This window comes from Allofrancisella inopinata (assembly GCF_012222965.1).
GTDB classification, from domain to species: domain Bacteria; phylum Pseudomonadota; class Gammaproteobacteria; order Francisellales; family Francisellaceae; genus Francisella; species Francisella inopinata.
Map to the genome: position 1 here is coordinate 1,582,762 of NZ_CP038241.1, position 25,214 is coordinate 1,607,975.

Here is a 25,214-nt window from a genome sequence, read left to right on the forward strand (position 1 = left end):
CACCTAGTTAAAACATTCATGTAATTTCACATCAAGTTCTTTATATAACTGCGATTTTATAGCATTAATTTTTCTAAATGAACTCGTTTTAAAATTCAACGTTGGACTAAAAGCCAAATACACTTGCTGTAAACTAATATCAAATATATCACAATTGATAAAGCATTTATCACTTACATCTATGCGAATAATACTTTTATCCTCCAAAGCATAAAGTATTTTTTTAATCTTATCATAATTAGCTACAGACATCTTTTTATAGATGTCATCTATTGATAAACCATCTGTTTGTTCTTTTTGAGCCAAATATAGCTCTTTTAGAACGTTTATCCCAATACTTAAATCATCTCTTTTGACCTCTTTTTTGAAGTCTAAAGTGATTTTCATATACTGTATAGCCCTGATCATAACTGCACCTAGCAAAGTAATATGCCAAATTACGTACACCCATAGAATAAATATTGGAATTAGTGATAAAGAGCCATAAATAACTGAATATGTAGGCACATAAAACATGTATAAAGAAAATATTCTTTTTGCTATAAAAAAAACTATAGTTACAAATAAAGCTACTACTAAAGCTATCCATGAGTTAATTTTTGTATTCGGAAGTATTTTATAAACTACGAAAAAACCCGCTGTCAAAAACGTTATAGATAAAGAGTTCAAAAAGTATTGCTTGGCTCCAATACCATTAAAAAACCATGTCATAGATAATATATATGTACTAGAAATAAAAACAAACCCTAATAGTAAAGGGCCCATTGTCATTAATGCCCAATATACTAATAAGCTTTGTATCATTGGACGAGCTTTTTTAACAAAAAAGATTTTATTTAAAGTCATTTCTAGGTTTTTAATCATTAAAAATATAATTAAAACAAGAAAGAGTACAGAAAGTACTGGTAAGGAAGTCATATTATTAGAAATACTTAGGATATACTCCTGTACAGTAGCAGCTGTAGCCGGAAGCATGTTATCAAACAAGAATGTTTGAATGTTGCTAGAAAGAGAATTAAATACATTAAAAACATTCAAAATATTTATTATAATAAAAAAAGTTGGTACGATAGCAAACAAACTGATAAGAGTCATAGATGCTGCTACAGTAGAACAGTCTTTGCGGACATATTCTTTAAAGACCCATATCCAATAGTTTTTAAAAACTAGCAGATATTTTTTGTATAATCTAATTTCAATAAACATAGAAACAAAGCAATGAAAAACATACTAATAATATACTACAGTCAAGGTGGAAGTACAAAAAAAATGGCTCATACGATAGCTCTTGGTGTTGAAGCTACTGGAGCTGAAGCAATGATTCGTACAGTACCAAACATTTCTGCCAACATAGAAAAAACTGAACCTTCTATTCCAGAAAGTGGAGATCTGTTTGCAACAAAAGAGGATCTTGCTAACTGTGATGGTTTAATTGTTGGCAGCCCAGCTTACTTTGGTAATATGGCCTCACCACTTAAACACTTCCTAGAAAAACACAGTGATTTATGGTTTAAAGGTAACTTAATAGATAAACCTGTAGGCTTCTTTACAGCTGCTTCAGGGATGCACGCTGGACATGAAAGTACTCTTTTATCAATGATGATCCCCTTTATGCATCATGGTTGTTTGATAGTCGGCATACCATACAGTGAGCAAGCTTTGGAGCATACTCGTACAGGAGGAACCCCTTATGGAGCATCACATTTAAACACATTTTCAGCTAATAAAACACTATCTGATGACGAAATTAGGATATGTAAAACTCTAGGCAGAAGAGTAGCAACTATAGCAAGTAGACTTTCAATTTAGTAGCTCTATTCAATGAAAAAAATTTGTAGTATAATTTTATTAACTATTATACCTGTTGTTCTAGTTAATTTAGGGAGCCTATTGAATGAAAAAAATTTATAGTATAGTTTTATTAACTATTATATCTGTGATTCTAGTTAGCTGCTCTAGCTCTGGACCAACCTACTCAGCTAATTCAGTAGGACAAGTTTCTCAGGTAGAACAAGGTAAGATTATTGACATCCAAAAAGTTAATATTAAAGGCCAAGACAATATTGGTACACAAGTAGGCGGATTAGCTGGCGGTCTTGGAGGCGCGCTTGCTGGTGGTGGCAGCACACTTGGCCGCATAGCAGGCTCTATAGGTGGTGCGATAGTTGGAGGCATCGCTGGAGGTGTAACTGAAAAAACTTTAACGTCTGCTGAAGCTTACCAATTTACCATACAGCTTAAAGATGATCGTACAATTGCAGTATTACAAGAAGATGATAAAAATCTTCACGTAGGTGATCAAGTAACAATTTTATTTGCTGGAAATAATACCAGGATAATACCTATAGAATCACCATCACCTAAACAATAAAACGGCTAACATTAACACAAATCAATAAATATGGAGCATTTTGATGTTAAAGGAAAAAGTAAAAACCTTAGGGTTAAGTATTTGGTTTATTTGTGCTTTTTTCTATGCTCTAGAATATTTCATAAGATCCTCTAGCGGAGCATTGTATCACTCTTTTTCTATCTCCCCGTACAATATGTCTGCTCAAGATATTTCTTTATCTAGCTCTGCCTTTTATCTAACATATGTAATTGCTCAACTACCTGCAGGATTATTAGTAGATAAATTTGGCATAAAAAGAATCATGATTGTAAGCACACTAATTTTTAGCGTTTCAATATTTATTGCCACCATAGCAACCTCTCTTCATGGTATTATTATATATCGTAGCCTTGCTGGGTTAGGAGGAGGATTTGCATTTTTATGTGCTTTTAAGAGCATATCCCTTTGGTTGCCTGCGCGACTATTTCCTTTATTTACTGGACTTACTCAATTTTTTTTATATTTTGGCGCAATGTTATCAGCAGCCCCCCTTGTAGTATTATCAAAATATTTTAATATTTCAATGATTATGAGCGGGGTCTTTTTAATTTCAATCATTATTTTCTTACTAAGTGTTTTCATAATTAAAACTCACCCTGAATTCTCTAAAAATATACTCTTTAAAGACAAACCAACTAGCTCTTTAATCAACTTAATAGAAGTTTTACGAAATAAACAAATTTGGCTTAATGGTATATACTGCTTTACTATCTATGGCACTACTGTACTATTTGCTGATTTATGGGGAATAAAATATTTAAAATTGTTAGGTTTTTCTCAATACAATGCCGGGATTTGCACATCCTTAATTTTCATAGGTGTCGCTATATTTAGTCCCATCTGGGGGATGATCGCTACGTTATTAGATGGAGAACGAAAGCCTCTTATAATAGCTCCTTTGTTAGGGATATTTGTCGTTATCTTATTACTATACGTAAATACTAACGTATATATAGTTTTCATATTATGCTTATTATTTGGTGGTGTTCAAGCAGTTCACGTGCTTAATTTTTCAGCGTTAAGAAATACTGTTGCAATAACACGCATCGCTACAGCTTTAGCTTTAGTAAATTTATTCTTACCTCTTAGTGGCGGTGTCCTACAACCACTAACGGGAGAAGTTATTAACTACATAAGCCAATCACATCATGAACTTTTCGCATTTAAAACAACCATGATAGCTATCCCTGTATTAATGTTTTTTTCTTTTATAATAGGTTTTTTCATAAAAGACTCTAGAAGCTAACAATAGTGCTTTACTCAGTTAATTATTTAATTTATTATTTTTATTTAAACAAATCTTTTCTAAAGTTATATAATGAAAAAGCTATCATATCTTTTATTGCTATTTATCGGATTTTGTAGTTTAACCTTTGCTGAAAAAATTAATGTCGTAGCTGCAGAAAACCAATATGGCAGCGTTGCTAGTCTGATTGGTGGAGATAATGTTGATGTTGCAAATATTATCAGTAACGCTGATGGAGACCCTCATACTTTTATATCCTCAGTAAAAAATGCCAAACTACTAGCTGATGCTGAGGTGATTATTTACAATGGAGCAGATTACGATTCATGGGTGGACTCTATTTTAAAAAGTAATAAAAAGGCAAGAGTAATTAAAGTAGAAGACTTAAGTAATTTTGAAAACACTTCAAGTTTAGGTATTAATCCCCATCTATGGTATGACCCAAAAACTTTTCCTGCCTTAGCAGAAAAGTTAGAACTTATTTTTTCCGAAATGGATAAAGAAAATAGTAATTTATACAGTAAAAATTACCAAGCCTTTAATCAGGAATATAAAAAGGTGTTTGAGCTTGTAACCGAAATTAATAAAAAATATAAAGGTACCCCCGTCACTGCAACAGAACCTCTGTTTGGTTACATGGCTACAGCTCTTGGCTTAGATATGAAAGGTTTAGATTTCCAATGGGTTATAATGAATGATTCAGAACCCAGTCCAAAAATGGTAATAGATTACCAAAGACTTTTTGCTGATAAAGAAGTAAAAGTATTATTTTACAACAAACAAGTTACAGACAACACTACTAAAAATATATTAAATGTTGCTGGTAAAAATGATATTCCTGTAGTTGGAGTTACAGAAACAATGCCTGCAGATAAAAACGTTATAAGCTGGATGATTGAAACTCTAAATACTACAGCAAAAGCATTAGAGCTAGCTAAAGAAAATAGTAAGACAGCTCAAAATGATTAAATGCTCAAATCTGATTATCGGCTATAAGAATGTCCCTTTAAGCCAACCTCTTAACTTAAATATCCCAACTAATTCATGGGTAGGGATAGTTGGAAAAAATGGTATAGGCAAGTCGACATTTTTTAAAACCATCCTTAAAAAAATACCAGCTATTGCAGGAGAAATCACAGTAAATGGAGGTAAAATAGATCTAAATACTATTAGTTATATCCCCCAAGAACGTGAAATTAATTGTGAGGAAAAAACTTCTGGTTTGACACTAATAAAATACAGCTTCAAACCAAAATCCTGGGGTTTGCCTTTCTTTAATAAAGAATTTAAAAAGAAATTAAATTATCTTATAGAACTTACCGAAACTAAAGAATATATTAGAAAGCCTTTTAAAGATCTATCTGGTGGTCAAAAAAGACGTATATTTTTAGTTCAAGCTCTAATAAACGAACCGAAAATACTTTTGCTTGACGAGCCATTGTCAGATTTAGATCCTAATGCAAAACAAAAGTTTATCGCAAGCTTAAAAGAAATACATAAAAAAGAGAATATTACTTTGTTAATAATATCTCATGACATGAAAGAAATAAGTTCTCAGCTAGATGCTTTTATCCATTTTAAAGACGGCACTTGCCACTACTGTGACAAATTACCTTGCTTACAGGAGGATATCTGTGTTTAACTATACCTTTATGCAAAATGCTTTTATTGCTGGAAGTATTATTGCGGTTATGTGTGGAGTCATAAGCTTTTTCGTGATAATTCGTAGATTATCGTTTGCATCCCATGCTTTGGGGCATATTAGCCTTACTGGAGCTGCTGGAGCTGTATTAATAAATCTCTCACCTATGACTGGCCAATTAGTTATCAACCTAATAGCTGGTACTCTTATGGGAACTTTTGGTGATAAAGTTAAAAAAAATGATATTGCGATAGGAATAGTTTTAACGTTTTTCCTAGGTTTAGGCACCTATTTTCTTTTCTTATACCAAACAGGTTATTCCGGTTCGGTAATGACTATACTTGTTGGAAATATCCTAGCAGTATCTATTGAACAAATATATGTACTTATAGGCTTAGCTATATTTACAATTATCTTACTGATAGTTATTGCTAGACCTCTTTTTATATCCTCTCTGGATCCTGTATTTGCAGAAGCAAAACAAATACCAAATAAACTACTTTCTGTAATACTTTTTATAGCTATAGCTATTACTGTGTCTATGGCTTGTCAGGTAGTTGGGATATTATTAATTTTTTCTTTGTTAATTGGGCCTGCTGCAATTACGATACAATGGGTTGACGGCTTTTATAAACCAATATTTCTAAGCTCTATAATTTCTTTACTAACCGTATGGGCTGGTATAGCTATAGCATACTATATAGATATACCTATTAGCTTCCTTATAACAACTATCATATGTAGTTTATATCTCATAAGCATTCTTAAAAGTAAGTTTTTCTAAAAGAAAATATAACCAGTTAAAGCTGCAAACTTATTTAGCTTAATGTAAAATAATTTACTATACCAAAAAATTAAGTTAAAATATATTTAAATATATTGTATAAAAAATTAGTATTGTTTTATATTTATTTTACTTTTTGACTTGTTTAGTTAAGGATATTGCTGATGTTATATAATTTATATGCCCCTGAAGGATTTAAAGATTTTTTAAATACAATTGCAGCAGATATTTACGTTATACCATGGTCAGAGAAGCTAGTTTCTGTAGTTTATGAGAGTACAGGATTTAAAATAGCCTTTGGCTATATACAGTATACATATCTTAAATTTGGTAGCAAAAAACCAACTGTAATATCAGAAGAATATGCCGAAGCAACTAAAAATCAGCTTCTTCAAGATAATAAGTATATAATTCCTAAGTTGAGTGTAGATGCTTGTAAACAACAATTACAACCTGAAGAGTTAGTTACTCTAATAGATAATCCAAAAGATAATCTATTAAGACCATTTTTACCTGATATCGGTGGAGGAGCATTATTATTAGTTTGTAAAGTAACTAAATTAATTTTAGCAGTATTGGTTTACGATACTCCGATAGATCATGGGTTACACTGTTACTATAATTGGGATAATTCTGGTAATAATAAGCCTAAACATCCTAAACAAAACTTTGTTCATATATCATATCTTTACTCAAGTAATGCAGTATATAAAGAGAAACAAGAGTTTGAAGGAAAAAAATCAGGATTTTTTGCTAATGGTTACGCTAGAGTTCTTTTATCTGTATTTTGCTATAATTATAAAACTGAACTTGAAAGTACAGATAAGGCTTTAGGCTATTATGGAAGTATGTTTAATAACCCAAACAAATATTCTCAAAACCCTAGAGCAAAAAGTGGTTTCACAATAATAGAATATAATCACAACGATGGTAAGGAAATTTTTGATAATTTGTTCAAAACATTTTGGGATAAACAGGATTTTGATGAATTAGTCAAATTTATAAAACAATTACATTTAATGACTTTAAAGATCAATAACCAAAACCCTTTAGATAAAGCCAGATCTCTTAGGGAGGATTTATTAACAGCTCAAGAATTAAATTTTCTTTTATCAAAAAACATTATTAATAGAAGTAGTCCATATTTTAAGAAAAAGATAAAGAACATCACAAATTATATATCAAAAATTATAATTATAAGCAGGATTGTAAGAAGTAAGTTTAATGGAGAAAATAAGCTTAAATTTAGTAAAGATATTTTACCAGAAATAGATAAATTTTATAACTTTAAACAAACTCAAGTTTTTTCAGACCGATCTAATATAAACCTTAGCAAGGAAGTAATTGACTTACTAATTAAAGCTTTACAATATGAACCACCTTCTAAGACACCAAGGAGACCACCTGATAACCAGTGGTATAAAATAAGTAATTATAAAGATGTAGAATCGGATGGAAATTGTTTCTATAGAGCAGTATTAAGAGCAGCAAGAGATAATAATAGTGCTCATTTATTACCTATCAATAGAGCTAGTGATGAAGCAATAATCCAAGCAATGCGATATGATTTATTACAAGTTTTTGATAGTTATAATTTTCAGCAAGCTTTAAGGAATTCTGGATATAATGCGGGTAACTTAGCTAATATTAGAAGTAGCCTAATTCAGATGGGTAATTGGAATAATTCTGCTGGCGATTTAGCACCACAATTACTCTCATTGGCTTACCCGGGCTTGAGTATTAATATTGTCTCAACATATGTAGGCGGTAACAATATGCAAACGGTTGGTAATGGTCATAATATCATCACATTAGGTTATACTGGCGACCATTATTTTGCAGGGCAAATAAAAGATAATAATAATCAGATTGTATCTACTGTGAATACTAGCCCAAAAAGTAATTTAAGTGCCAGTATATCTAAAAAATCTACTTTATCTACTAAAAATTTACTTCCACAGACTTCTAGTAATATGATAGGCCAAAAAAGGAAAGATTGTAGTACTTCACTTGAAGCTTTAGAAAAAGAATTTAATATTGATAATCAAAGTAGTCTTTATAAACAGGAGCAAACAGACATAAAAGTAAAAAATCATAAATGTGATTTTGCAGGCTGTAATAAAGGTTTTTTCTCCCGATCGAATTTAAGGAGACACCAGCAGACACATGCAGAAACAAGAGAAAGGCTGTTTGTATGTAAGCATGAAGGCTGTAATAAAGGTTTTTTCTCCCGATCGGATTTGCAGAAACACCAGCAGACACATGCAGAAACAAGAGAAAGGCTGTTTGTATGTAAGCATGAAGGCTGTAATAAAGGTTTTTTCTCCCGATCGAATTTGCTGAGACACCAGCAGACACATACAGGAGAAAAGCCATTTGTATGTAAACATGAAAGCTGTAATAGGAGCTTCAGCCGACAGGAAAATTTGAAGGCACATCTACAGACACATGCTGAAACAAGAGAAAAGCTAAAGCCATTTGTATGTAAGCATGAAGGCTGTAATAAGAGCTTTAACCGACAGGGAAATTTGAAGGCACATATGCAGACACATGGAGAAGAAAAAATATTTGTATGTGAAGTTTGTGGTCAAGCATTTAAACAAAACTCTGGTTTAATTCAGCATAAGAAAAACCATCAATGATAGGAGCCGTTTATGTGAAAGCGTCGTTAAATAAATGTTAATTAGTCTGGAGGTAACATGACACTAATAAACTAATCTACGAACATAGAATCAAAGCTAAATTGGTTTGTAGTGCATGACATAATTTTTTTAGGGAACACTACTCGTGTGAACTATTTCCACAACTCAATTCAATGTAAAACCTCTTAAAAAAAGCTCAAAAAGTAACTATAGTTTTAGCAAACTTGCGCTGTAACCATGGTAACTTAGACAAAATTAAAAGAATTACCCTAAGTAGCCATGCGTTACCTTGGCCTTGTGACATAACAAATTTTCTAATACGTTCAGTCATGTTTATTATCTCTCTGCCTTTTGCATGTTGCTTATCATTATAAGCTGCTAAATTGCCTGTTACAATGGCTTTGGCTGCAGCAAATGCATCCGCTATACCCAAATTCATACCCCTACCACCAACAGGAGAATGAGTATGTGCTGCATCACCACAGAGGATAATATGTCCTTTAAAATATTGCTTAGCTTGCTTGATAGATATTTTAAAGCTACCTTGTCGATAAACATTATCAACTTCTAGCTTATACGGTAAATTTTTTAAATCTATCTCATGGTTAGAAACAATTCTATATCTCTTATCAGCCATTCTCATCATAAAAAGCAAGCCAGTTTTAGTATTTGAAACTGTAGCTGCGTCAATATTTTCTGACTTGGCATAAAAATCTGCTATATACCATGTATCAGGAAGTACATAACCTTGTTGCTCAATCTCTGCTAATTCTCTAACTTTGCTATGAGCTCCATCTGTACCAACCACATAATCAAAAGTTTCATCTTTAGCATTTAAAAACTCTGCTGTAACTGTTGCATCATCATTTTGATGCAAGCTTTTTAGCTCAACACCATATTCAACTTCTCTACCAAGTTCTTTTAATCTCTGCTCTATAATTGCTTCTGTTCTATCTTGAGGCAATGAGATCATAAGCTCATCATCAGCCAAATATTTTTTTAGATCTATACTTACTAGAAGTTTATCATGACGAAAAATATTTACGTGTGGTATGTGTACACCTTCAGCTAGTATATTTTGTTTGATATCTCCTAAATGTTCATATCTCTTTAAAGTAGCTGGCTGGATGCCTATAGCTCTAGATAAATTAGAAGCATTTTTTCTTTTTTCAACAATTCGAACATCGATACCTCTATAAGCTAATTCTACAGCTAAAGTAAGACCTGTAGGGCCAGCACCAACTATTAGAACTTTCATATATCTACCTACGATACATTAAATATGGTTATATTATAAACATTAAGGGTGATATTTACTAAATCTTTAGAATGATTATTTGTACACAATGAAGTTTTTGAAAACTTTAAACTGTCGTTTTAAAGCACACTTACGCTTATAAATTGGTAAATTTTAGAAAAGTGTTCTACTTTATCAAACCTATATATGGCAACTCTCTAAATCTTTCATCATAATCTAAACCATAACCGACTATAAATTTATCTTCTATTTCAAAACAAACATAGTCTAAAACTACCTCTCTTTCTAATCTAGCTGGCTTAAATAATAAAGTTGCAAATTTTAAACTTTTAGGTTGGAAATTTTTAACTCCTTCCAGCAATCTATGGTAAGTATGTCCAGTATCAACGATATCTTCAACTATTATTATATTCTTACCTTTAATATGCTCTTCTTTCAAAGCTTCTACTGTTGAATTTACCTTACCTGAGCTTTTAGTACCAGAACCATATGATGAAGCTGTTACAAATTGAGTTCTTAAGTCTACACGTAACTTTCTAACAAGGTCTGCAAAAAACATAAATGAGCCTTTAAGCACACATATTAAGGTAAGTTCTTGTCCCTCATAATCTTTATTTATTTTTTGAGCAAGCTTTGTTACTTCTTTTTCTATTTCTTCACTAGTTATATACACATCTGTATCATACGCAGAATAACTCATTACACTTAACCTTTATTTAAAATAATCTTCTAAAAATAAAATTTGTTCTCTAGATGGACCATAAGCAACTGCGGATATAGGAATGCCTACATGTTTTTCGATCGTTTCCAAATATATTTTAAGAGCTTCTGGTATATTATCTTGAGTAATTTTTTCTTGGATAGTAAAAGGTTCTAAATCGACTAATATAGGCTCAACCTTAGCTAAATCAATACCAGGATAAGCACAATCGATTTCTCTACCTTCATAATTATAACCAACACATATTTTCAAAGTGTCCATACCTGAAAGTACATCAATTTTTGTTAAAGCTATAGATGTTAAATTAGAGCATTTAGCAGAATATTTTAAAAGTGGTAGATCTAACCAACCACATCTACGGATTCTACCTGTAGTTACACCTATTTCCCCACCTTTATGTTGGATAAATTTACCGATATCATCAAAAAGCTCTGTAGGGAAAGGTCCTTCACCAACTCTAGTAGTATATGCTTTGGTAATACCAATTACATGGTCTAAATTATGACCAGCTGTTGTTGCACCTGAATAAACACCTGCTACTGAAGTATTTGAAGATGTAACAAAAGGATAAGTACCATAGTCAATGTCTAACAATACACCTTGAGCTCCTTCATAAACAATATTTTTACCTTGTGAAATAGCTCCATCAATTATGGAAAAAGTATCTGCTGCATATTGCTTTAGTTTTTGTCCTAAATTATACAACCTTTCTAGCTCTTCTTCTAAGCTTGGATACTCAACTTTATACAAATCTTTAAACAAAGTTTCTTTTTCCGATAAGCTATTAACAAGTCTAGTTCTTAACTGTTCTTTATCAAACAAATGTTTAAATTTTATACCTTTACGAGAAACTTTATCTTCATACGCTGGGCCAATACCTTTACCTGTTGTACCTATTTTCTCATTAGTACTATTTTCTCTAACCGCATCTAAAAGTTTGTGATAAGAAGTAATAACAACGCATGATTCAGAAACAAACAGATTTTTAGAAGAGATTTCTACACCATTTGTTAGTAATCTAGTGATTTCTTGGTCAAGAGCTACTGGATCTAAAACTACTCCATGACCTATTACACACTTAGTATGTTTATGCAAAACACCTGATGGTATAAGATGTAAAAATGTTTTTTTACCATTTACAACAAGAGTATGGCCAGCATTATTACCACCTTGGTAACGAACGACCAAATCTGACTTTTCTGCTAAAGTATCTGCTATTTTACCCTTACCTTCATCACCCCACTGGGCACCAACGATTACGATATTTGACATTTATTTGAATTTTTTGAGATTTAAAATTTAGATGACTAATATACTAATATATTAGTACTAATTTTGCTAGTGCAATCTTTATCAAGACAAACTAACTATAGTTTTTTTCTATCCAAAATTGTTATAATGAGTACCAAAAGTTTATAAATACTCTAAATTCATAAGGAATAAAAATGGAAAAGATCAAAAGGGTTTTAATATCTGTCTCGGATAAAACTGGTATAGTAGATTTTGCAAATCAATTAGCTAAATATGGTATTGAGATTTTATCAACAGGTGGAACTTCTAAAACTCTAAAAGATGCTGGATTAAAGGTTAAAGATGTCTCAGAACATACTCTTTTTCCTGAGATTATGAATGGTCGAGTTAAAACCTTGCACCCTCTAATTCATGGCGGTATTTTGGCTGATAGAGATAACCTTGAGCATATCAAAGCTATGCAAGAAAATAATATTGGCGAAATAGATATGGTTGTAGTTAATTTATATCCTTTTGTTAACACTGTAGCTTCAGGTGCTGATTTTGAAACCTGTATAGAAAATATAGATATCGGTGGCCCTTCTATGGTCCGCTCATGTGCAAAAAACCACAAGCATACTACTATCGTCACTAATCCAAACCAATACCAAACCATAATAAAAGAGATGGCAGGAAATAATGGTTCTACTACTTTAGAGACTCGTAGAAAACTAGCTTTAGAAGCTTTTTCACATACAGCAGAGTATGACAGTCATATAGCTAATTGGTTTTCTAAAGAATTAAAAGAAGAATACCCAGAAAAACTTTTTTCTGTAGGCACCCTAAAGCAAGTGCTTAGATACGGCGAAAATCCACACCAAAAAGCTGCTGTATACTCTACAAACTCTAACACAATAAGTATAACAAACGCCAAACAGTTACAAGGAAAAGAATTATCTTATAACAATATTAACGATGCAGATGGCGCATTTGAAATGGTATGTGAGTTTACACAACCATCTTGTGCGATTATTAAACATGCTAATCCGTGTGGTATAGCTTCTGGTAAAAATGCTTATCAAGCGTGGCAGAAAGCTTTATCGTGTGATCCTATTTCAGCGTTTGGTGGTATAGTTGCATTTAACTGCGAAGTTGATGAAGAGTTTGCAAACTCATTAGGAAAAATGTTCTTAGAGGTAATAATAGCTCCTAGCTACACACCTAAAGCTCTAGAAATATTAGCAAGTAAAAAAAATCTAAGAGTTTTAGAAACAGGTCAAATTTTTGATACTAAATCATCACGTATGATTAGTAAAAATATCCATGGAGGTTTACTATCTCAATCTTACGATAACGGTGGCGTTACAATACAAGACTGTAAGGTAGTTACAAACAGAATTCCTAGCGAGCAAGAATGGACAGATTTGATGTTTGCTTGGAAAGCAGTCAAATATGTTAAATCAAATGCTATCGTTTATGCTAGGGATACTCAAACTGTGGGGATTGGAGCTGGACAAATGAGTCGTGTTGATTCTGCAAGAATTGGAGCTGAAAAAGCTCAAGCTCATGCCGGTGCCATGAACTCTGTAGTTGCTTCTGATGCTTTTTTTCCTTTCGCTGATGGTTTAGAAGAATGTATCAAAGCAGGTGCAAAAGCTGTTATTCAACCAGGTGGCTCAAAAAATGATCAAGAAGTAATCGATGCTGCAAACAAGGCTGGTATAGCAATGGTCTTTACGAATATAAGACATTTCAGGCATTAAAACCCTATTATTAATAACTTCGAGCTCTTTGTCTTAAAGCCTAAATTTTTACAATCTAGACTCTTGAATGTCAAATGTGGAAACTCTTTGGTGAAGGTCCCCAGTATCTTATCGTTAATATTCTGACAGTTTGAAAGATCTAATAATTTTAAACAATTTAGCTGACGAGCAAGACTACGCGCATCCATCTCACTAATGTTACTACCTGAAAGATTTAACGAACTCAATCCTTTTAGTTTGTTTGTAATAGTTTTTACCCCTTGCTCAGTAATTTTACAGTAAGCAATATTGAGCAACTTTAAATTTGGTAAAGTTCTAGCTATATAATATATGACGTTGTCATTTATACCTTCTCCACAACTTGAAAAATTTAAAGACTCCAAATTTGACATCTTTCCAATCGCCAACAATCCATCATTAATGCTAGCCATATCGCAATTTGCGAGAATTAAAGTTTTCAAGCATATTAACCCTTTAGCTATAATTTCTAATCCTTTATCACTAATTCTACAGCCCGAGAGGTCTAGTGATTCTAAATTTTGGAATTTTTGAGTAATACAAGAAGCCACCATAGTGTCAACCTCCATATTACAATCAGCAAGGACTAAGGTCCTCAAATTTGACATCCCTCCAATCGCCAACAATCCATCATTAATGCTAGCCATATCGCAATTTGCGAGAATTAAAGTTTTCAAGTGTATTAACCCTTTAGCTATAATTTCTAATCCTTTATCACTAATTCTACAGCCCGAGAGGTCTAGTGATTCTAAATTTTGGAACTTTTGAGTGATACGAGAAGCCACCACCATATCAACCTCCATATTACAATCAGCAAGGACTAAAGTCCTCAAATTTGGCATCCTACCATTTGCAAACAATCCTTCTAAAAAGCTACCTGCAGTATAACCTGCTAGAATTAAAGTCTTCAAATGTGTCAGTTCTTTAGTAATAACCTCCAATCCTTTATCATCAATTTCACAACCTGAAAGGTTCAATGACTTCAGGCTTTGACATATTTCGCTAGAATTTAGAAGAGATATTATGCTTTTGAGCTGGAATTGTTTAATATTGTTACCCTCGAGGTTTAATTTATTAATTTTTCTTTTAAGTTTTAAAAATAAATTCACCCTTTCTATAACATCCGATAGAGGTAATTTACTGTAAGATAAATCCACCGTATTAAAGTCATCTTTATATATGCTCATGTCACTTTTTAATGATAATAATCTTGGACGTAGTCTGATAGTCGAATTTAACATAGCTATAGAAATATTATTACAACCCAAAACATTTAAAAATTCCAATTTAGGTAGGTTATTTATAAGGAGAGGAGCTATCATTTTATCTGTAACATCAGAGCAATTTGAAAGGTCCAAGATCCTTAAATTGTATAGCCCAAAACCAATATGTTTCAATCCTTTATCAGTAACACTACTACCTGAAAGATTAAGTTCTTCCAAGAATCTACAATGAGCGACATATGATACTCCTGCATCAGTAATTCCTTTACAATTAGAAAGGTTAAGTGATCGTCCCCCCCAAATTGTATCTCCTCCCACATTACTAGAGATAGAATTTCTTTCATCAGGCAATTTAGCTTCACAAAGGTTGTTAAAAAAGCCCTCTCTTTTATAACTTTGATTACAAAGATGTGTCAATGCCCTATCTGTAATATTACAACCTGAAAGATCTAGTTCTTTTAAAAACATACTTCTAATAACTCTTATCGCTCCTTGATCAGTAATTTTTTTACAACCTGAAAGATTCAAGGACATTAAAGCCGGTAAATTTTGAGCAATATATCTTACCCCTTCATCAGTAATACTATTACTAGAAAGGCTTAATGAACTTAAAGATGGCAGATTTTGAGCAATATACTTTAATCCTACATCAGTAATATTATTGCTAGAAAGTTCTAGGAATTTTAAACGTTTCGTACGTGACATAAAAGTTGCAATACTTCTTACTCCTACATCAGTAATTTTTTTACAACCTGAAAGATTTAAGGACATTAAAGCCGATAAATTTTGAGCAATATACTTTAATCCTACATCAGTAATACTATCACTAGAAAGGCTTAATGAACTTAAAGACGACAGATTTGTAGTAATATACTCTACTCCTACATCAGTAATACTATTGCTAGAAAGGCTTAATGAACTTAAAGACGACAGATTTGTAGTAATATACTCTACTCCTACATCAGTAATACTATTGCTAGAGAGTTCTAGGGATTTTAAACATTTCGTATGTGACATAAAAGTTGCAATACTTTTTACTCCTACATCAGTAATTTCATGACTTGAAAAGCTCAAGGATTTTAAAGATGATATCTTTACAGCAATATTTTTTACTCCTTTGTCAGTAACATTACAACCTGAAAGGTTTAATCTTGCCAAACCTTCTAGTTGATTAACAATAAAATCCACTCCTTGATCAGTAATTTTACAATCTGAAAGATCTAACACCTTCAATTTTTTTAGCTTATTAGTAATATATTTTATTCCTTGATCTTCAATACTGTTACTTTTAAGATTCAAATAAATTTTTTTGTCAGGGTGCTTAATAGTTTTAACTAGCAGCTCTATAGCATCATCAGTTAATCCATAATTAGATAGGTCCATTACCTTTCCATTATCAAAAAACCGAGCCATTTTTTCAATTTCTTTATGAGTTATACCATACATAATTTATTTTAACTAATAATAAAACCGCAATATATATAATTTTAACATAAGTAAATAAAAATTATCCGTTAAATTATAAATTTATTTTAACTATATATAAATAAAATAATGCGCCTAGAGAAATGATACGATTTTAAAAAAACCAACGTGCTGAGTAATTTAAGCTAACTATCTTTAAACGCATATCGCTTAATAAAATTCCAAATGATAGACTGTATCCTCATTTTTTCTATACGCACTCATGTTTATTATCCCTAAGAAATCATTTTCTGAAATATAGCTAACGATACTAAAAAGTAGTACGTCATCAACTATGTTGCTAATTTCTTTATAAGACCTTCAAATCTCTTTTTAGATCTCTAATTTTAGCATTAGCAATGACTATAATTTTTCTCATAACAGCTACAAGTGCTACCATCTTCTTTTTACCCTTTTCAACAAGATCTCTATAAAATATTCCAAGCTTACCATTACTTCTAGCAGCAGTTAATGCTGACATAAATAATATAGGTTTTAAATCAGCTCTACCACCATAAGTCTTTCTATAACCAACCTTCTTACCACTTTCATACGGATATGGAGCTACTCCTGCTAAAGAAGCTATTTGTTTACGGTTTAAGTTTCCTAACTCAGGCATCAAAGCAAGTAAAGATGTGGCTGTAGCATTTCCTAAACCAGTAACCTCTTTAACTAATAGATCTCTAGCTTTTACTAAGTATTGGCAATCATCGACTAACTTATTTATATAACTTTCTATAATCATAATCTCTTGTTTATAGAATCCTATCATTCTTTGGTGAGAGTCTTTTGTACATTTTTGGTCTGGTGCTTGATATCTATTTTTTTCAGCTACTAACTGTTTTTTAATATCTTGTTTTCTAAGAATATATTTTATAAGCTTCTGCATTTTATCATCATTAGGTTGATAACATTCTAGATCACGGTGTCTTTCATACCCATATTTAGCTAGTCCAATAGCATCAATATTATCTGATTTACCTAATTGACTGGAGTTACGGACTTTTAAATTTAAGCAGTCATTTTGAGTATTTTTTTCATTTTTATAATTTCCCTATGACTCGCTTGATTGGCGGCGATTAACATTTTCCTTTTCAACGCATAGTGATTTTTATTTGAAGCAAGTTTTAGTTTTTCAAGTTCAATAAATGCACCTATAGATAAACCTATATGGTTAAGCTGAGTAGTAATTACAGATGTAGGTGATTTAGCAAGACTAGCGTTTTGTTTTATACTTCGATGATAAACTTCTATATTCCATCTTTTTTGATAGATATCTTCTATGTGGTTACTCTCTAGGTTTAGATCATTAGTAATTAAATAAATCTCACCTGTTGAATTGTCCCCGTTTTTGAAGACTTGGCGAGTAACCACAAGACTATATTTTATATCTTTTAAATAAATTTTCATAGCCTCATTTTCTAGCAATCCTAATTCATCTAACCTACAGTAGTTACCAGCAAGAGCATTAGCTTTACTCTTAGCAACTAAACGATTATTTGCTATACCTATTACATACGAGAGTTTATGTTTGTTAAAGAATTTCAAATTAGTTTTAGAAGCAAAATATCTATCAGCTACTATATAATCAAAACTAGAGAAATTCTTAATAATTTTCAATATCAGTTTTCTTGCCAGTTCATTAATTGTGTAGCGTGCTTTACGCTTTAAGCGCTCCATACCTGCTTTATCTTTTTCTACTACAAAGTTTTCCTTAGTTTGTACTTCAAAGCCTACAGGAATATTAGCATCTCCAACGTGGATTAAAGCACTAATAAGATTGATGCCTTTAACTGCTCTACCTACAGAATGATCATAAAACCAGTTTACTACCTCATTGACCATACTATCAGATTTAGGACTTATTGTATTGTCTATAGATAATATCTTTGGCTTATCTTTGTAGGCGTTTAAAATACTTTTACCTTTTAACCAGACATATTTACTTTCATAACTACCAACTTTTAACATCCGAGAAAAACTATCATGCTTTACTAGTTCATCTAACATACTTGAACACATTGTCGCACTTGCTTGGGAGTTTTGACATAATAAATATTCAGTATATAGATTGGCTAATTCACGTTGTTTCATTTTTAGAACATAACATAGTTGATGTAATTATAAATTAACACATAGAAAACTTTTTCGCTTTAACTTTTTCGCTTTAACTTTTTCCCAAAAGTCCGTAACTCCAGTAATTGACCTGTAGAGCGAATAAAATGTTTAACTACTCTAGTATTAGCTCTGTGAACAACTATATTCTTAGCTATTAAATATTCAAGTAAAGCTTTTTCATAGCCTCCAGTAGTTTCAAGAACTACAAAAGAATTATCCTTGAGTATAGGATGATCTGATAAAAGCTCATCAAAACCAGTTAAGTTATTAAGATATTTAAAAGTCTTTTTCTTAGCATGAATTGCTACTACAAAATCATTCTTTGATATATCAATACCGATAAAATTATGATACATTTCAAGTATCTCCTTAGTATGTTTATAAATGTTTGCGATTGTAAACGGTCGTTAAAACCAAGCAACTATCCAAACGTATTAAGGAGATAACCCAAGTACCTTGATGACGACGATTGTTTAAATCTATTCCGGGACGGTCGCTTGGGTTATAATCAAAACTATTAAACAGCTCTGATTTAACTCCTTAGTAAACATTATACTAAGAATTTAACTTACAATTCCGTCAGGCTTGACCACGGAATCTACTGAAATAGCTGGTTTTAAGCTATTTCAGTTAGTACTACTTTTATGCCTAGTAGGCTATAGTATAATGCATAAAGTTAGTTTACTGTAAAAATAGGTAAAATATGCCACATTAATCCCTAACAACACCTATTTTTAGTGTAATACAGCGCGATTTTATTTGAATCAAAATATAAACATTGAGAATACAATCTAGCAATATAACCACTAGAATTATATGACAACGACTATCCTTTTATAATTAAGTTTTTTTCACCATACTTTCTACGTAAGTGTGTTAATATTTCACTATCAATATGTATACAATTTGAAATATTTAAGTATTTCAAATTTGGTAACCTTTGCGTAAGCTTCTCCACACGCGAATAGTCTATGGTTTTACTATTTGAAAGATCCAGCGATTCCAGAGCTGATAAATTTAGTAGCCAATCAATATCAATTATTTCACAATTAGAAAGGTATAGTGACCTTAAATTTAAGTATTGGCCAATCACATATGCTAAAGAATAAGAAATTTCATAACCTGAAATATCTAGAGACTTCAATTTGCTCAGTCTGAAAGCGTGGCTATCAGCTATAGATAGGTTACTTATTTTATTGCCACATAATTTTAATGACTCCAAGCTTTTCATCTTTGAGACAATGGATTCCACTCCTTTATCTGTGATTTTATTGTAATTTAAATTTAATATTTTCAAGCTTGGCAAACTTGAGACAATGTCTCCCACTCCTTTATCTGTGATTCTATTATTCGAAACATCCAATGACTCCAAACCTGTTAGTTTACCAACAATAAGTTCTACTTCTTCATCACCAATATTATTACCAGACAAGTGTAAGTGTTTTATGTTGGGTAAGCAAGATACAATCTTTATGATTACATTTCTCATGCCTTCAGGATAGCCTGAAATTTTTAGAGTCGTCATTGAGGTTTTTGAGCTTGCTGGTAAATAAGATCCAATAGCTTGAGCCATTTCTTTTCCATCAGACATTTCTATCCCAGTTTTTAACCAAGTATTATGTGAAAAATCTATCGAGTTCAAATTTTTTAAATTCGTAAAAATATCTCGAACACCTTCAATTCCTATTTCATTATGCTCAAGATTAAGGTGTTCCAACTTTTTTAAGTTGTTAGCAATTTCCTTTGCCCCTTTGTCAGTAATGTCACAATCTGAGAGAGTTAAGTGTTTCATTTGCTTTAAACGGTAAGTTATATGCCCTAAACCATCATCCCCAATCTTATTACCAGACAAATTTAATGCTTCCAAATTACTTAGAGTGTTAGCAATTTCAAAAGTTCCATTCGTTATAATTTTGTTACCTTTAAGATTAAGCGAGGTTACTAAATTTGGATATTCAATCTTATTAAATATTTGTTTAATATCTACATTATATAGATTATAATTAGATAAGTCTAAACTATTACGACCAAGTTTTAGCATGTGATTAATATTATTAATAATTTTTTTAATTTTATATTCTTCCATTTAATTATTTGAAATAACTCCATTATTTGTTTATTTTAAATATAACACAGTTATTTAATTATTAATATATTTTTACGAATATATTTCATATTATTACTAATTGAACTACTGCAAGCAGTCATTAAAAATTTAAAGCAGACTCCTAAGCCACAAACTCTGTAGTTGCTTTCCGATGCTTTTTTCCTTTCGCTGATGGTTTAGAAGAATGTATCAAAGCAGGTGCAAAAGCTGTTATTCAACCAGGTGGCTCAAAAATGATCAAGAAGTAATCAACGCTACGAATAAAGCTGGTATAGCAATGGTCTTTACGAATATAAGACATTTTAAACACTAGAATTAAAGTAACGCACATTGGCGGTTAGTAGTTACAAAAACAAATGATGGTGATACTTAAGTTTGAAGTGACTAATGATTCTATTGAATATATTGGTTATGAAAAATAATCTTCTCTTATCATCTTTATTAAGCATATCTGCTATAATCTGTTTACCTTTAATTTTTTAAATAATTTTCATGGCTGAAAAATATATATACTCAATGCATAGGGTCGGCAAAGTTGTGCCGCCTAATAAATATATACTCAAAGATATCTCGCTATCTTTTTTTGATGGTGCAAAGATTGGGGTGCTTGGTTTAAACGGCTCAGGTAAATCTACCCTACTTAAAATTATGGCTGGCCTTGACACTGAAATAGTGGGCGAAGCAGCTCCACGTAAAGGAGTTAAAATTGGTTACCTACCACAGGAGCCAAAACTAGATCATACTAAAGATGTCCGTGGTAATGTTGAAGAAGCCCTTTCCCACTTAAAAGATATGCTTACTAGATTTGATGAAATTAGTATGAAGTTCTGTGAGCCAATGTCTGATGATGAAATGGCAAAACTCCTTGAAGAACAAGGAGAGTTACAAAATGCTATAGATACCGCTGGTGCTTGGGAGATAGACCGTAAGCTTGAAGTAGCTGCGGAAGCTTTACGTTTACCGCCTTGGGATGCTGATGTTACTAAATTATCTGGAGGTGAGGCTCGTCGCGTAGCTTTATGTAAATTATTATTATCTGCTCCTGATATTCTACTTCTAGATGAGCCTACTAACCACTTAGATGCAGAGTCTGTAGCATGGCTTGAGAAATTCCTAGCAGAATACAAAGGTACTGTTGTAGCTGTTACGCACGATAGATATTTCTTAGATAATGTTGCTGAATGGATTTTAGAGCTAGATCGTGGTGAAGGTATACCATTTAAAGGTAATTACTCACAATGGCTTGAGCAAAAACAAAAACGCTTAGAAATGGAAGAAAAGCGTGAATCATCCCACCAAAAAGCACTAAAAGAAGAGTTAGAGTGGGTGCGTCAAAACGCTAAAGGCCGCCAAGCAAAATCAAAAGCAAGACTTGCAAAATTTGATGAATTAAGCTCGCAAGAGTTCCAAAAGCGTAATGAAACTCAAGAGCTATATATTCCACCTGGAGAACGTTTAGGAAATAATGTAATTAAGGTTAAAGATCTTGTTAAATCATTTGATGATAAATTACTAATCGATGGTCTTGATATGGATGTCTATCCTGGCTCGATTGTTGGAATCATTGGGGCTAATGGTGCTGGTAAATCGACTTTCTTTAAAATGCTAACAGACAAAGAAACTCCAGATGCTGGAAATATCACAATTGGTGAAACTGTAAATCTAGCATATGTAGATCAATCTCGCGATGCTCTAGATGATAGCAAAACTGTGTGGGAAGAGATCTCAGATGGTTTAGATGTAATCACAGTGGGTAAATTTACAATCCCATCACGTCAGTATGTAGGTAGATTTAATTTTAAAGGTGCAGACCAGCAGAAATATATTTCTCAATTATCTGGTGGTGAGAGAAACCGTGTTCATCTAGCCAAGCTATTAAGAAGTGGTGGTAATGTAATATTGCTTGATGAACCGACAAACGATCTAGATGTAGAAACTTTAAGAGCTCTAGAAGAAGCTATTTTAGCATTCCCTGGTTGTATTATGGTTATCTCACATGATAGATGGTTTTTAAATCGTATTGCTACACATATGCTTGCTTTTGAAGGCAATAGTGAAGTAGTATGGTTTGAAGGTAACTATGATGCTTATATCGAAGATAAAAAACGCCGTCTTGGCGATAAGTATGATGCTATTACTAAAATTAAATACAAGAGAATTTCTGTTGGCTAAAAACAGGAGCTAAAGCTCATGAAAATCTTTTTTTATTCTACTAAAAAGTATGACAAAGAGTATTTTTCTAAACTAAACTCTAATCATCAACTAACTTTTGGTGATTATCCTTTAAACCAGGAAACCGTTATTTTTGCTAAAGGCTATGATGCTGTGTGCATCTTTGTAAATGATGTTTGTGACGCAGATGTATTAGATAAACTTGATGATATTGGAGTCAAAAATATTCTTCTAACTGGAGTTACGGACTTTTAAATTTAAGCAGTCATTTTGAGTATTTTTTTCATTTTTATAATTTCCCTATGACTCGCTTGATTGGCGGCGATTAACATTTTCCTTTTCAACGCATAGTGATTTTTATTTGAAGCAAGTTTTAGTTTTTCAAGTTCAATAAATGCACCTATAGATAAACCTATATGGTTAAGCTGAGTAGTAATTACAGATGTAGGTGATTTAGCAAGACTAGCGTTTTGTTTTATACTTCGATGATAAACTTCTATATTCCATCTTTTTTGATAGATATCTTCTATGTGGTTACTCTCTAGGTTTAGATCATTAGTAATTAAATAAATCTCACCTGTTGAATTGTCCCCGTTTTTGAAGACTTGGCGAGTAACCACAAGACTATATTTTATATCTTTTAAATAAATTTTCATAGCCTCATTTTCTAGCAATCCTAATTCATCTAACCTACAGTAGTTACCAGCAAGAGCATTAGCTTTACTCTTAGCAACTAAACGATTATTTGCTATACCTATTACATACGAGAGTTTATGTTTGTTAAAGAATTTCAAATTAGTTTTAGAAGCAAAATATCTATCAGCTACTATATAATCAAAACTAGAGAAATTCTTAATAATTTTCAATATCAGTTTTCTTGCCAGTTCATTAATTGTGTAGCGTGCTTTACGCTTTAAGCGCTCCATACCTGCTTTATCTTTTTCTACTACAAAGTTTTCCTTAGTTTGTACTTCAAAGCCTACAGGAATATTAGCATCTCCAACGTGGATTAAAGCACTAATAAGATTGATGCCTTTAACTGCTCTACCTACAGAATGATCATAAAACCAGTTTACTACCTCATTGACCATACTATCAGATTTAGGACTTATTGTATTGTCTATAGATAATATCTTTGGCTTATCTTTGTAGGCGTTTAAAATACTTTTACCTTTTAACCAGACATATTTACTTTCATAACTACCAACTTTTAACATCCGAGAAAAACTATCATGCTTTACTAGTTCATCTAACATACTTGAACACATTGTCGCACTTGCTTGGGAGTTTTGACATAATAAATATTCAGTATATAGATTGGCTAATTCACGTTGTTTCATTTTTAGAACATAACATAGTTGATGTAATTATAAATTAACACATAGAAAACTTTTTCGCTTTAACTTTTTCCCAAAAGTCCGTAACTCCAGTTCTAAGGTGCGCCGGTTTTAACAACGTTGATATTGCCCATGCTAAAAGTCTAGGTATAAAAGTTGCCAGAGTACCAGCATATTCACCATTTTCAGTTGCTGAACATACTTTAGCTCTTTTATTATGCTTAAATCGTAAGATACATAAGGCTTATAATAGAGTCAAAGAAAGTAATTTTAATATAGAGGGGTTAGAAGGTTTTGATATTCATCAAAAAACTATAGGAATAATAGGTTTCGGTAATATTGGTAAAGCTTTTGGTCAAATTATGTCTGGATTTGGTGGAGAAATTTTAGTGTATGATCCTTTTATAAACAAAAAGGATATACCTGTATATGCTAAGTTAGTAGATTTGAATACTATATTTAAGGAAGCTGATGTTATAAGCTTACATTGCCCTCTAAATGAGGATACTAAATATATAATTGACCAAAAAGCTCTTAGTTTAATAAAAACTTCGGCATTTATAATCAACACAAGTCGTGGAGCATTAATTGATACTCAAGTTACCATCAAAGCTCTTAAATCTAAATCCATAGCTGGTTTAGCTATAGATGTTTATGAGTATGAAAAAGATATTTTCTTTAGAGATATGTCTGGAGAAATCATTAATGATGAAATCTTTGAAAGGCTTCTCACATTTCCAAATGTTTTAGTAACTGCTCACCAAGCTTTTTTAACTAAAGAAGCACTTGAAGAGATTGCAAATACAACTTTAAATAATGCTGTCTTAATGGAGAAATCAAAAAGTAATTTAAACTTTTTATAAAACCATAATTCGTATATCAACGCTAGATTGTATTTTCAATGTTTATTCTGATTCCAAAATACACCTCATTAGGAGTCAAGTAATTTAAACATTCCTTAGATTATTATTCAAGTCTATTTGTAATTTAAAATTGTAAACTAGATGAAAGTTTCCAAATAATAATCCAAATATTTAAACCGAAACTTAGAAAAAAATGCTTTTAAAACGTTTTAAAACTATATAATAAATAGCAGC

Annotated in this window: 21 protein-coding genes and 2 pseudogenes; 12 read left to right on the forward strand and 11 right to left on the reverse strand. The window is 31.8% G+C overall.

All coding sequences use genetic code 11. The annotated features are described in order from the left end of the window. Nucleotides 1-3: 3 nt before the first annotated feature. Complete coding sequence (locus E4K63_RS07320) at nt 4-1,206, reverse strand: YhjD/YihY/BrkB family envelope integrity protein (protein ID WP_133942462.1); 1,203 nt, start codon at nt 1,204-1,206, stop codon at nt 4-6. 12 nt (nt 1,207-1,218) lie between these two features. On the opposite strand from E4K63_RS07320, the gene wrbA reads away from it, so the two are divergent. From wrbA to E4K63_RS07355, 7 genes are all read left to right on the forward strand, one after another. After that, the gene (gene wrbA, locus E4K63_RS07325) at nt 1,219-1,809 is read left to right on the forward strand and encodes an NAD(P)H:quinone oxidoreductase (protein ID WP_133942461.1); all 591 of its coding nucleotides are present in this window, start codon (nt 1,219-1,221) and stop codon (nt 1,807-1,809) included. Between the two features lie 85 nt (nt 1,810-1,894). Beyond that, on the forward strand, nt 1,895-2,371 hold the full coding sequence (locus E4K63_RS07330) for an outer membrane lipoprotein (RefSeq protein WP_133942460.1): 477 nt from the start codon (nt 1,895-1,897) through the stop codon (nt 2,369-2,371). Nucleotides 2,372-2,414: 43 nt separating this feature from the next. Then, entirely contained in the window at nt 2,415-3,638 is a 1,224-nt protein-coding gene (locus tag E4K63_RS07335) for an MFS transporter (RefSeq protein ID WP_133942459.1), read from the forward strand. A 72-nt stretch (nt 3,639-3,710) separates the two neighbouring features. Beyond that, nucleotides 3,711-4,607 carry a metal ABC transporter solute-binding protein, Zn/Mn family gene (locus tag E4K63_RS07340; protein ID WP_133942458.1) on the forward strand — a complete coding sequence of 299 codons (897 nt, stop codon included), beginning with the start codon at nt 3,711-3,713 and terminating at the stop codon, nt 4,605-4,607. Further along, the gene (locus tag E4K63_RS07345) at nt 4,600-5,280 is read left to right on the forward strand and encodes a metal ABC transporter ATP-binding protein (protein ID WP_133942457.1); all 681 of its coding nucleotides are present in this window, start codon (nt 4,600-4,602) and stop codon (nt 5,278-5,280) included. The genes E4K63_RS07340 and E4K63_RS07345 overlap by 8 nt, the downstream gene beginning before the upstream one ends. A gap of 10 nt (nt 5,281-5,290) precedes the next feature. After that, nucleotides 5,291-6,064, forward strand: a complete 774-nt coding sequence (locus E4K63_RS07350; RefSeq protein WP_208318270.1) for a metal ABC transporter permease — start codon at nt 5,291-5,293, stop codon at nt 6,062-6,064. Nucleotides 6,065-6,228: 164 nt separating this feature from the next. Further along, nucleotides 6,229-8,706, forward strand: a complete 2,478-nt coding sequence (locus tag E4K63_RS07355; protein ID WP_179965702.1) for a C2H2-type zinc finger protein — start codon at nt 6,229-6,231, stop codon at nt 8,704-8,706. Nucleotides 8,707-8,902: 196 nt separating this feature from the next. Here the strand turns inward: E4K63_RS07355 and E4K63_RS07360 are convergent, their stop codons facing one another. From E4K63_RS07360 to E4K63_RS07370, 3 genes are all read right to left on the reverse strand, one after another. Beyond that, the gene (locus tag E4K63_RS07360; protein WP_133942454.1) at nt 8,903-9,964 is read right to left on the reverse strand and encodes an FAD-dependent oxidoreductase; all 1,062 of its coding nucleotides are present in this window, start codon (nt 9,962-9,964) and stop codon (nt 8,903-8,905) included. 166 nt (nt 9,965-10,130) lie between these two features. After that, nucleotides 10,131-10,664, reverse strand: coding sequence for a hypoxanthine phosphoribosyltransferase (gene hpt, locus E4K63_RS07365; protein ID WP_133942453.1), 534 nt, complete (start codon nt 10,662-10,664; stop codon nt 10,131-10,133). A 12-nt stretch (nt 10,665-10,676) separates the two neighbouring features. Next, nucleotides 10,677-11,957 carry an adenylosuccinate synthase gene (locus E4K63_RS07370; RefSeq protein WP_133942452.1) on the reverse strand — a complete coding sequence of 427 codons (1,281 nt, stop codon included), beginning with the start codon at nt 11,955-11,957 and terminating at the stop codon, nt 10,677-10,679. 173 nt (nt 11,958-12,130) lie between these two features. On the opposite strand from E4K63_RS07370, the gene purH (E4K63_RS07375) reads away from it, so the two are divergent. After that, complete coding sequence (purH, locus tag E4K63_RS07375) at nt 12,131-13,678, forward strand: bifunctional phosphoribosylaminoimidazolecarboxamide formyltransferase/IMP cyclohydrolase (protein ID WP_133942451.1); 1,548 nt, start codon at nt 12,131-12,133, stop codon at nt 13,676-13,678. Here the strand turns inward: purH (E4K63_RS07375) and E4K63_RS07380 are convergent. The 5 genes from E4K63_RS07380 to E4K63_RS07400 form a co-directional block, all read right to left on the reverse strand. Further along, nucleotides 13,675-16,365: a hypothetical protein gene (locus E4K63_RS07380; protein WP_133942450.1), complete on the reverse strand. Its 2,691-nt coding sequence runs from the start codon at nt 16,363-16,365 to the stop codon at nt 13,675-13,677. The genes purH (E4K63_RS07375) and E4K63_RS07380 overlap by 4 nt on opposite strands. A 328-nt stretch (nt 16,366-16,693) precedes the next feature. Further along, the gene (locus E4K63_RS07385; protein ID WP_342353778.1) at nt 16,694-17,350 is read right to left on the reverse strand and encodes a transposase; all 657 of its coding nucleotides are present in this window, start codon (nt 17,348-17,350) and stop codon (nt 16,694-16,696) included. A gap of 44 nt (nt 17,351-17,394) precedes the next feature. Further along, nucleotides 17,395-18,477 (reverse strand): IS701 family transposase, encoded by a 1,083-nt coding sequence (locus tag E4K63_RS07390; protein ID WP_179965672.1) that lies wholly within the window; start codon nt 18,475-18,477, stop codon nt 17,395-17,397. Between the two features lie 59 nt (nt 18,478-18,536). Continuing rightward, complete coding sequence (locus E4K63_RS07395; RefSeq protein WP_244947446.1) at nt 18,537-18,857, reverse strand: IS110 family transposase; 321 nt, start codon at nt 18,855-18,857, stop codon at nt 18,537-18,539. A 470-nt stretch (nt 18,858-19,327) separates the two neighbouring features. Beyond that, complete coding sequence (locus E4K63_RS07400) at nt 19,328-20,587, reverse strand: leucine-rich repeat domain-containing protein (RefSeq protein WP_133942552.1); 1,260 nt, start codon at nt 20,585-20,587, stop codon at nt 19,328-19,330. Nucleotides 20,588-20,742: 155 nt separating this feature from the next. Here E4K63_RS07400 and purH (E4K63_RS07405) point away from each other — a divergent pair. From purH (E4K63_RS07405) to E4K63_RS07415, 3 genes and pseudogenes are all read left to right on the forward strand, one after another. Further along, nucleotides 20,743-20,921, forward strand: a pseudogene (gene purH, locus E4K63_RS07405) (bifunctional phosphoribosylaminoimidazolecarboxamide formyltransferase/IMP cyclohydrolase); the annotation flags it as partial. A gap of 179 nt (nt 20,922-21,100) precedes the next feature. After that, the gene (gene ettA, locus E4K63_RS07410; protein WP_133942551.1) at nt 21,101-22,780 is read left to right on the forward strand and encodes an energy-dependent translational throttle protein EttA; all 1,680 of its coding nucleotides are present in this window, start codon (nt 21,101-21,103) and stop codon (nt 22,778-22,780) included. Between the two features lie 18 nt (nt 22,781-22,798). Beyond that, nucleotides 22,799-23,035, forward strand: coding sequence for a Rossmann-fold NAD(P)-binding domain-containing protein (locus tag E4K63_RS07415; protein WP_133942550.1), 237 nt, complete (start codon nt 22,799-22,801; stop codon nt 23,033-23,035). A 2-nt stretch (nt 23,036-23,037) separates the two neighbouring features. Here E4K63_RS07415 and E4K63_RS07420 read toward each other — a convergent pair whose 3' ends face one another. After that, a complete protein-coding gene (locus E4K63_RS07420; RefSeq protein ID WP_179965672.1) occupies nt 23,038-24,120 on the reverse strand; it encodes an IS701 family transposase in 1,083 nt (360 codons plus the stop codon). A 146-nt stretch (nt 24,121-24,266) separates the two neighbouring features. On the opposite strand from E4K63_RS07420, the gene E4K63_RS07425 reads away from it, so the two are divergent. Next, nucleotides 24,267-24,980 carry an NAD(P)-dependent oxidoreductase gene (locus tag E4K63_RS07425; protein ID WP_243830518.1) on the forward strand — a complete coding sequence of 238 codons (714 nt, stop codon included), beginning with the start codon at nt 24,267-24,269 and terminating at the stop codon, nt 24,978-24,980. Nucleotides 24,981-25,002: 22 nt separating this feature from the next. On the opposite strand, the pseudogene E4K63_RS08415 reads toward E4K63_RS07425, so the two are convergent. Beyond that, nucleotides 25,003-25,115: pseudogene (locus E4K63_RS08415) on the reverse strand (IS30 family transposase); the annotation flags it as partial. Nucleotides 25,116-25,214: the final 99 nt, after the last annotated feature.

Excerpts from the sequence above, each read along its gene's own strand:
- E4K63_RS07340 (WP_133942458.1), top strand. The coding sequence starts at position 3,711 with ATGAAAAAGCTATCATATCTTTTATTGCTATTTATCGGATTTTGTAGT.
- wrbA (WP_133942461.1), top strand. The coding sequence starts at position 1,219 with ATGAAAAACATACTAATAATATACTACAGTCAAGGTGGAAGTACAAAA.
- E4K63_RS07420 (WP_179965672.1), bottom strand. The coding sequence starts at position 24,120 with ATGAAACAACGTGAATTAGCCAATCTATATACTGAATATTTATTATGT.
- E4K63_RS07400 (WP_133942552.1), bottom strand. The coding sequence starts at position 20,587 with ATGGAAGAATATAAAATTAAAAAAATTATTAATAATATTAATCACATG.
- E4K63_RS07415 (WP_133942550.1), top strand. The coding sequence starts at position 22,799 with ATGAAAATCTTTTTTTATTCTACTAAAAAGTATGACAAAGAGTATTTT.
- E4K63_RS07320 (WP_133942462.1), bottom strand. The coding sequence starts at position 1,206 with ATGTTTATTGAAATTAGATTATACAAAAAATATCTGCTAGTTTTTAAA.
- E4K63_RS07390 (WP_179965672.1), bottom strand. The coding sequence starts at position 18,477 with ATGAAACAACGTGAATTAGCCAATCTATATACTGAATATTTATTATGT.
- E4K63_RS07345 (WP_133942457.1), top strand. The coding sequence starts at position 4,600 with ATGATTAAATGCTCAAATCTGATTATCGGCTATAAGAATGTCCCTTTA.
- ettA (WP_133942551.1), top strand. The coding sequence starts at position 21,101 with ATGGCTGAAAAATATATATACTCAATGCATAGGGTCGGCAAAGTTGTG.
- purH (WP_133942451.1), top strand. The coding sequence starts at position 12,131 with ATGGAAAAGATCAAAAGGGTTTTAATATCTGTCTCGGATAAAACTGGT.
- E4K63_RS07380 (WP_133942450.1), bottom strand. The coding sequence starts at position 16,365 with ATGTATGGTATAACTCATAAAGAAATTGAAAAAATGGCTCGGTTTTTT.
- E4K63_RS07395 (WP_244947446.1), bottom strand. The coding sequence starts at position 18,857 with ATGTATCATAATTTTATCGGTATTGATATATCAAAGAATGATTTTGTA.
- E4K63_RS07350 (WP_208318270.1), top strand. The coding sequence starts at position 5,291 with ATGCAAAATGCTTTTATTGCTGGAAGTATTATTGCGGTTATGTGTGGA.
- E4K63_RS07330 (WP_133942460.1), top strand. The coding sequence starts at position 1,895 with ATGAAAAAAATTTATAGTATAGTTTTATTAACTATTATATCTGTGATT.
- hpt (WP_133942453.1), bottom strand. The coding sequence starts at position 10,664 with ATGAGTTATTCTGCGTATGATACAGATGTGTATATAACTAGTGAAGAA.
- E4K63_RS07360 (WP_133942454.1), bottom strand. The coding sequence starts at position 9,964 with ATGAAAGTTCTAATAGTTGGTGCTGGCCCTACAGGTCTTACTTTAGCT.
- E4K63_RS07355 (WP_179965702.1), top strand. The coding sequence starts at position 6,229 with ATGTTATATAATTTATATGCCCCTGAAGGATTTAAAGATTTTTTAAAT.
- E4K63_RS07335 (WP_133942459.1), top strand. The coding sequence starts at position 2,415 with ATGTTAAAGGAAAAAGTAAAAACCTTAGGGTTAAGTATTTGGTTTATT.
- E4K63_RS07370 (WP_133942452.1), bottom strand. The coding sequence starts at position 11,957 with ATGTCAAATATCGTAATCGTTGGTGCCCAGTGGGGTGATGAAGGTAAG.